The organism is Flavobacterium sp., assembly GCF_043778725.1.
Taxonomy (GTDB): Bacteria; Bacteroidota; Bacteroidia; order Flavobacteriales; family Flavobacteriaceae; genus Flavobacterium.
Genome location: NZ_JAYWFT010000160.1, coordinates 1 through 8,054, shown reverse-complemented (window position 1 = coordinate 8,054; position 8,054 = coordinate 1). Strand labels below are relative to the sequence as shown.

7 protein-coding genes are annotated in these 8,054 nt (G+C 27.8%); all 7 read left to right on the top strand.

The window, feature by feature from the left end; translation table 11 throughout:
* Positions 1–145: 145 nt before the first annotated feature.
* The 7 genes from ACH2CG_RS14880 (at position 146) to ACH2CG_RS14850 (ending at position 7,796) form a co-directional block, all read left to right on the top strand.
* The gene (locus tag ACH2CG_RS14880) at positions 146–544 is read left to right on the top strand and encodes a hypothetical protein (RefSeq protein WP_395066591.1); all 399 of its coding nucleotides are present in this window, start codon (positions 146–148) and stop codon (positions 542–544) included.
* Positions 545–1,037: 493 nt separating this feature from the next.
* Positions 1,038–1,586 (top strand): hypothetical protein, encoded by a 549-nt coding sequence (locus ACH2CG_RS14875; RefSeq protein WP_395066589.1) that lies wholly within the window; start codon positions 1,038–1,040, stop codon positions 1,584–1,586.
* A 2-nt stretch (positions 1,587–1,588) separates the two neighbouring features.
* On the top strand, positions 1,589–4,963 hold the full coding sequence (locus ACH2CG_RS14870; protein WP_395066587.1) for an AAA domain-containing protein: 3,375 nt from the start codon (positions 1,589–1,591) through the stop codon (positions 4,961–4,963).
* Positions 4,964–5,265: 302 nt separating this feature from the next.
* Positions 5,266–5,436: a hypothetical protein gene (locus ACH2CG_RS14865; protein ID WP_395066585.1), complete on the top strand. Its 171-nt coding sequence runs from the start codon at positions 5,266–5,268 to the stop codon at positions 5,434–5,436.
* Between the two features lie 616 nt (positions 5,437–6,052).
* Positions 6,053–6,793, top strand: coding sequence for a hypothetical protein (locus tag ACH2CG_RS14860; RefSeq protein WP_395066583.1), 741 nt, complete (start codon positions 6,053–6,055; stop codon positions 6,791–6,793).
* A gap of 186 nt (positions 6,794–6,979) precedes the next feature.
* Positions 6,980–7,387, top strand: a complete 408-nt coding sequence (locus ACH2CG_RS14855; protein WP_395066581.1) for a DUF2511 domain-containing protein — start codon at positions 6,980–6,982, stop codon at positions 7,385–7,387.
* Between the two features lie 43 nt (positions 7,388–7,430).
* Complete coding sequence (locus ACH2CG_RS14850) at positions 7,431–7,796, top strand: hypothetical protein (protein ID WP_395066579.1); 366 nt, start codon at positions 7,431–7,433, stop codon at positions 7,794–7,796.
* Positions 7,797–8,054 lie beyond the last annotated feature (258 nt).

Here is an 8,054-nt window from a genome sequence, read left to right as displayed (position 1 = left end):
TCCGAAGTTCGCCACTTCTTGTAGCCGCGAAACGTTAACTGATAGCTTTGAGCTACACAAGACTAATAGAAAATATTAACTTTTCTTATTAAAAGATTTTAGAACAATAGTATCATTCTTAATAAAATAAATATCTTTATTATCTATGGAAACAAAAACAAATTCACCTGAAGACTTAAACCCAATAAATTTAATTATTCTTAATTTTGAACGTGCTGTTTTATTTACTTTATTTTGGACTTGGCTTTGGGCTATTTCTGCATATTTAAAAGAAATATTATACTCTATTAAAGATGAGTCTTTATATCCTGTTAGTGCAGAATCAATACCTATGAACATACAAGCACAACTTATAATAGTTTTACTCATTGTTGTTCCAAGCTCTTTGTTATATATAATCTTATTAAAATACCCAATTGAACCAGCTGTAAAAGAAATAAAAAAAGATAAAGCTAATGACCAAAACTTAATGTCTATAAATTTAAAAAATACTACAGATATAATTATTACAACAACTATATTAAGGATGAAAGTTTTAGGATAAAATGTTTTATATTCTCTATCGTGTTTTGGGTTAATAAATATAAGTAATTGTATACATCCAAAACTTAGTAGACAAGATAAAAATGTCCAACTTAGCCTAATCAAAGTAGTTTGTACAATATCAGAAAAAGAAATCATTTCTAAACCGTTAATACCAAACGGATACCAATATAAAATTTGATAAACACAACAGCAAAATGTTAAATAAGCTGTAAAAACAAATAAAGCGTTGGATTTACTAATCATATTGCAAACGTAAGAAATAAATTAATAACTTTGACAAGTAAAACAAAAAGCCATCAGTTAACAGCGATTTCCCAAAATGTGGGTTTTGGGTATAATTAAAAAGCAATCTTGTACTTGGAAAGTCCATTTACAAATCAAAACAAAAGGTTTCTCTAATCCCACACTTCGGGAAGCCACGAGACGTTAACGGCTATACTACCAAAAAACAGCAGAAAAATAGAATTAAACAAACTAATTTATATTAAAATATGAAAAATTTAGAAATTATAATTACAACTTTTTTTATAATCGAAAGTATCATAATCTGCTACTTTTTCTATGTTTACTCAAATAACGAAAAAAAGAATAAAATTCAAAGAGAAAATGAATTAAAGGAACTGCAAAATTTAATTTTAACCAAAATTACAGAAACTGAAAAACAACAAGACATAAAAAATTCTGAAAATATAAAAGATCAGCAAATCAAACTAAAAGAAATTTCAAAACATCTTGAAGAAAAATTTGAACAGTTAGGTAAAGATGTTAAAAATTTTCAAGAACAAGCAAATTCAAAAATTAATTTAGGGTTTGAACAATTACAAAAAGAAAATACAAATATTCAAAACGATGTAAATAACAAAATTTCTGATATTAAAAATTCTTTCAAAGATTATTCTCAAAATATTGACAATACAATATCAAAATATTCGGAAGACAATCATAGTACGAAATTGGATGCTAACAAGTTTAAAGAAGAAATGCAACAAGATTTAAAAAGCATATTAATAGAAATTAAAGCACCGCTTGATTTGGAATAATTATGAGTAAAATATCAAATCATTCCCAAAACACAAAACGAATTATTGCGTATCTTTCATATTTGAGAGACATTAGCAGAAAAATCATTTCAAGAAATGGTTTTGAAAAGTGCTTACTCAATAAAACTCTTGGTTACGCAACTCAATTCGAAAATATCGAACTTGAGATTAAACCAAATGAAAATAACTTTAGTGAACTAAATAATTATTATAATTTTTTACAAAAAAATCACGACAAAAAATTATTTATTGGACTTGGAACCGTTGCAGGAACAAGTAAAAAAATATTTGCATCACCAATTTTAACAATACAATGCGAATTATCAAAAGATGAAACAACGAATTGTATTTTTATTGAACCTGATATTAGTACATTAACAATAAACTATGATTTTGTTTCGTCGTTATCTACAAATTATTTCAATGAAGAGGATGATGTTTTAAACTCTCTAACAGAAGATGAAAACACAACATTAGAAAATATTGAAAGTCTTTTGAGAGAAGTTTATGAGTTTGACTTTCAATATCTTTCGAAATTTGCCAATGAAATATTTAATGATTTACAAACTAAAATTGAACAATTTAAAAAAATTAAATTAATTCAGAAATCAGAATATAACTTTAAAGATGAATTAAAAAAATATACATATCGTCCAACTAAAAAAAGTGGAGAGCAACGTAAAGAAAAATCAATATTTGAAAAGGAATTAATTTTTGTAAACGCAAATCATTTTTTTCTTAATGTAATCCCAAATGAACTTTCTACTTATGAAGCATTAAACAGTTTTGTACAAAGTATTGATGAGGAAGGAGATTTTAAAAATCCAGTCGTTGAAAAATTATTAATAAATGCTTTAACTGACGAAAGAGTTCCAATAAACAGAAATCCCATTGAAGACGATATTCAAAAAATTATAGATAAACATATTCCTATTTCACTGTCAAACTGTCAAATTCAAGGATTAAAAAACGCTTGGTCAAATGAAATATCTTATATTCAAGGACCACCAGGAACTGGAAAATCTCACACAATATCTGCAATAGTTTTATCAGCAATTGCAATGAATAAAAAGGTTTTAGTATTATCACAAAAAACAGCCGCATTACAAGTTGTAAATAAGAAAATTGAACCCTATTTATCTGACGGTGATGGATTATTGGGAGTTTGTTACTATGATACAAATGCGAGAAAAAAAATCAAAGATTATTGCAACTATTTGAAAAATGAAACATCAAACTCTACTCAATTTAAAGGAAAATATGCAATATTTGAAGCCAAATTATTAGAATATCAAAATATTTTGGCTAAAGATTTAGAAGACATTTCAATTGAAAAAATTAAACTTAATAAGATTTTAGAAAAACAAAGATTTTTTAAAGACGTAAACGAACGTTTTCTAACTGAACTGCAAAGAATTGATAAGGATTTTTTTGAAATCCCTACGGGATTTCAATTTAAAAAAATTAAAGACGAAAATAAATACAAAAAAGTTATTGAAAAAATAGAAAAAATATGGGAAGTAAATTCAAATAATTTATCTTCAAAACTTTACATCCACAAGTTTAAAGAACATTTAAAATTAAAATTTAACACACCAAATAAGTGGCTGAATGAAAATACTTTGCCAAATTTTAGCAAGTCATTCATAAAAGTAAATGTTTTATTTTCAGAAGTACAAATCAAAACTAACGAATTAAACATTGATGCAAACAGTATTCGAAAAGGCATTAAAAATTTGCAAACAGATATTTTAAAACTTCAAAAACAAATTACAAAACTTAAATACAAAACAAATGTTTTTGAAAAAGTAAGTGATATAACTTATCAACGTGAAATTGAAAAGTTTAACGGAATGCTAACAAATGTAAACAGCAAATTAATTGAAAAGAAAATGAATGATATTGATTTTAAAAAAATCACTGACGTCATTCCTTTTTGGACTGCTGAAATTAGACATTTAGGAAATTTATTTCCTTTAATACCAGATTTATTTGATTTAGTAATTGTTGATGAAGCATCGCAAGTCAATCTTGCTGAAATTTTGCCAGCATTTTATCGAGGCAAAAAATTGTGTATTGTTGGTGACCATCAACAATTAAGTTTGAAAGCAGCAGGTTTAAATTTTTCATTGGGCAAGAATTTTGATGAATTAACTTGGGAAAAATATAACCGTGAATTGATGCGTTATCAAACTGCCACGAAGAAAAAATTAACGGTTACACAATCATCAATATTAGACTTTATTAAAAGCGATGATTATAATGTTATGCCAACAGAAGTGATGCTTGACGAACATTTTCGTTCATTACCAAAACTTGCAAAATATACAAGTAAGCAATTTTATAAAGATGAAGAAAATCCCGAAGGAAAATTAAAAATAATGACGGAAACACCTGACAAAGTTTCTATTGAATGTTGCAAAGCAATAAATGTAAATGGCAAAAGAGAAACTGACACAAATAGTAAAGTTGTTCTCGCAGAAGCAGAAGAAGTGGTAAAAATAATTCAGGGTCTGACTTCGTCAAACCAACCTGATTTATTTTTTACAACAAATTTACTATATAAATTACCGAACCACATTGATAAAAAAGATTTTACAATTGGCGTTATTTCTATGATAAGAGATCAATGCAAGAAAATTGAAGAATTAATAGAGGAACATTTACCAAACTTGGATAGCAATTATGATTTAATGATTGGAACGCCTGAAGAATTTCAAGGTAATGAACGAGATATAATGATTTTTTCGCTATGTCTTGATACGGATTGTAAAGGCGGACAAGGTCATTATCAAGACCAAAAAAGATTAAATGTTGCTACAAGTAGAGCCAAATCATTTACATATTTTGTTTATTCACCATTTCCAAAAACGTTTAATGTTATTTATAACTATTTGTATTACATAAATGGTACAGTTACAGAAAATGATTTAACGCCAGTTAAAGATGCAAATCTTAAACCGAATTTACCAAAATTAGACTTTGATTTATTTGAAAGTGATTTTGAAAGATATGTTTATTCATTTTTAGAAAAATTTGTAGAAACAAATTCCAAAGGAAATAAAATAACATTACATAATCAAGTAAAAAGTTGTGGACAAAAAAGATTAGATTTTGTTATGTTTAATCACAACACAAAAAAATCTGTTGCTATAGAAGTTGATGGAGTTCATCATTTTACAAATAACGGAATTGCTGATAATTACACAGTTGAACATATTGAAAGAATGGAAATTCTAACTCGTGCTGGCTGGAATATAATTAATACACCATATCATAAATGGTATAAAGATGGTTGGTTATCCGAAGAGAAAAATAATAATTTTAAAGAAGAAATTAATAGAATTTATACCGAAATTAAAGAAGCAATATTTTAAAAGTAATAGAAATAAATAAAAGTACAGCCGTTAACAGCGGTTTGGCGCAATTGGGGTTTTGGGCAAACTTTAAAGTTGGTTTTGTACTTGGAAGTTGGTTTTTTAATCGATACATTTGGCTAACCAAATCCCCAACTGACGCCAAGCCACGAGACGTTAACTGCTATTGCCGAGCGACACGAAACGCAAATAAATGGCACAAAAATTGAGAATATATATGTGGCTAAAAATTAACATAATAAATAATAAGAAATTAAAGTTGGTTTTGTACTTTTGTACAAATTAATTCAAATAATAAGGTTATGAACGAGAAAACATTATTCAAAACAAATGACTACATTTCTTTTATAAAAGATAATGGGTTTACGGTTACTGTGGATAAAGACCCAAGCAGTTCAACTATAGAAAGAATTAAACAAATGATTGCTTACAAAAAAGCACTATTTATATCTTTACAACGACTTTTTAACTAAACAGAGGATTTCTATTTATGGATATTATTGAGGAAACCACTGCATTAGGTGTGCATTTTTGTCATTTTCGTACATTACAGTCAAGAAATCAATATAATTTGACTTATACAAAAACAGAAAAAACTAATCTTTACGAAATTCATCTAACACCTTTAGTTATAATGGATTTAAATAATAAAATAATTTACGATAAAGATTTAAGAGCATTTATTTGTAATAAGGTTTATCAATTTATGACTGAAATAACTTTAATGTTTACTTTAACATAAATTGCATTGGATTAGGAAATGAGTTTCTTGTTTGGAAATTTTTAAGATGGTTAAGGACTTTTAACAACAAAATTAATGTTGAAATATTAATAACCGAAGACAGTTTAAATTCTATTCGTTTTTTTGAATTTACTGTAAAGTTGAAATAAAAGTAGCAACAGCAGGTAACAGCGGTTTAGCGCAATTGGGGCTTTAGGCAAACTATAAAGTTGGTTTTGTACCTGGAAGTTCGGTCTTAAATCGATACATAAGGGATTTATCCCGCCCCAACTGACGCCAAGCCACAAAACGTTGTGCGTCATACTCGCGCGACGAACAGAAAACCTGAAATTTAAAAGAAAACACTATTGGAAATTGAAAATAAATTAGAGAAAATATTTGATTTTTTGAAAACTAACAGAAAACATAATCACGAACTTCAAGAACGTTTTTATAATTCAGTTTTGAAACCTTTTGAAAACACTTCTGAAAAAATTATTTCTCTTCTTTACAATATTGCCAACACTCAAAGTCAACCAAAAATTGACAATTTAGCAAAATTCTTTATTGAACTGCACGAAAATATAGAAAGCCTAAATTCATTTCAAAGTTTTGTGGAATATGTAAAACCTAAAAAAGAAACAGAAAACAACTTCAAAACATTATATTTAGGAATGGAAAGCCAAAGTGGTTGGGGTAAAAAAACATCTGCATTATTTGTAAAAACAATTTTTCATATTCATAATGATGAATATTCTAAAGAGTTAAAAATTTGGAACGACGTACCAAAAACCGTTGGACAAAACGATAAATTCTTTTTGCCAGTTGATGCTGTAATTATTTCAATTTTTAAAAAGTTAGATTCGTCTGTAAAATGGGATTTTGACAAAATAAATGCTAAATTGAAAGAAGTATATACAGAAAGTGAAATTGAAATTTGGGATGATTTGTGGTTTTGGGGTTTTATAACACAAAATGGAACAGGTGAAAATCGAAATTTTGAATGGAACTTAAATAAATATTGGGCGCTAAAAGAATCCGACAAAACTAAATTAGAAATTAAAGTAATAGAAAGAAAAGCCGAAATATTCTTGAAACTAATTAAATAAAAGTACGAACGCACAACAGCGGTTTTAAGAAATTGGGGTTTTAGTGCTTAATTTAAACTTTGTTTTGTACTTTTGATTTTCGGTGTTTAATCGAAAGTTCGGGCATACCAAATCCCCAACTTCTTAAAGCCACGAAACGTTAGCGGTAATTTTGCCGAAAAAAAACGTAAACAACATAATTAAAAAATGAAACTCAAATTATTTCTTATTTCATTATCTGTGGTCGCAATATCCTGCGGAGAATCTGAGCCAAAAATACTTAATGAAAAAAAAATCTCGAAAAGTGATTTAAAAGATAAATGGCCATTAACTGAAACCGAAGGCACTTTAAAATGTGTTCAATTTGAAATTGAGGGTGTTAATCCTGAATTATCAAAAGGTGTTTTGATTGAAATTAAAGGGATTGATTATGCCCTAAATGGAACAGCAAAAACTTGGAGTGATAAATATGGTTATTCTAATATTGAAGAAATTTGGTCTGACAACTTAAAACTAAAAAACGATTTAATGAAGTTGGGCGTTTCAGAAAAAGATGCAACTTCTAAAATAAGTATTGCTCCGCTAATTGAGGAAGGAATAAAATTGTGTGAATAAAAATAAAAAAAACTAATTAAAAATAAATCTAAAAAATAACAAAATGAAATATATTAAATACATAGGAGCTTTTTTATTGTTAATTTTAGTTGTAAAATGTATAAGTTCTTCTCCAGAAGAAGTAAATCCAACAGCAAACATAGATACAAACATTGACAAATGGTATTCGGGTGGAAATTTACATCAAGCAAAAATTAGTGAATGGAAAGTTGCTACGGAAGAAAATAAATTAGCAACTTGTGCTGATTTTGTGGCTAATATAAAAAAAGATTTGCCAATGTCTGAACTTAAAATTAAATCCATAGAAATGAAAAATTGTATTGATGAAGCAACGAGAGGATTGTCTTCAACTGACAATCAAAAAGCAAATGAAATAGCCGCATTGTGTGCATTACAATTGGGATATTAAAAAACTACCGCTAACAGCAGTTTGGCAATATGGCGGGTTTCGCGCTTAATTTAAAGTTGGTCTTGTACTTGCAAAATCCGTGTTTAACCGAAAGTTTAGGCTTCCTTAATCCGCCACATCGCCAAGCTGCGGGACGTTGTGCGACAATTTGCTCGAAATTCGGAGAATTCAAAAACCTAACGCAACAAATGATAAATTTTATCTTTGTTGAATTATGGAAAAAAAACACAAACGATTATCGTTTAAAGAACGAGTTGT

What these genes read in the sequence shown, in the direction of transcription:
- ACH2CG_RS14870 (WP_395066587.1), top strand. Translation starts at nt 1,589, where the DNA reads ATGAGTAAAATATCAAATCATTCCCAAAACACAAAACGAATTATTGCG.
- ACH2CG_RS14875 (WP_395066589.1), top strand. Translation starts at nt 1,038, where the DNA reads ATGAAAAATTTAGAAATTATAATTACAACTTTTTTTATAATCGAAAGT.
- ACH2CG_RS14855 (WP_395066581.1), top strand. Translation starts at nt 6,980, where the DNA reads ATGAAACTCAAATTATTTCTTATTTCATTATCTGTGGTCGCAATATCC.
- ACH2CG_RS14865 (WP_395066585.1), top strand. Translation starts at nt 5,266, where the DNA reads ATGAACGAGAAAACATTATTCAAAACAAATGACTACATTTCTTTTATA.
- ACH2CG_RS14850 (WP_395066579.1), top strand. Translation starts at nt 7,431, where the DNA reads ATGAAATATATTAAATACATAGGAGCTTTTTTATTGTTAATTTTAGTT.
- ACH2CG_RS14880 (WP_395066591.1), top strand. Translation starts at nt 146, where the DNA reads ATGGAAACAAAAACAAATTCACCTGAAGACTTAAACCCAATAAATTTA.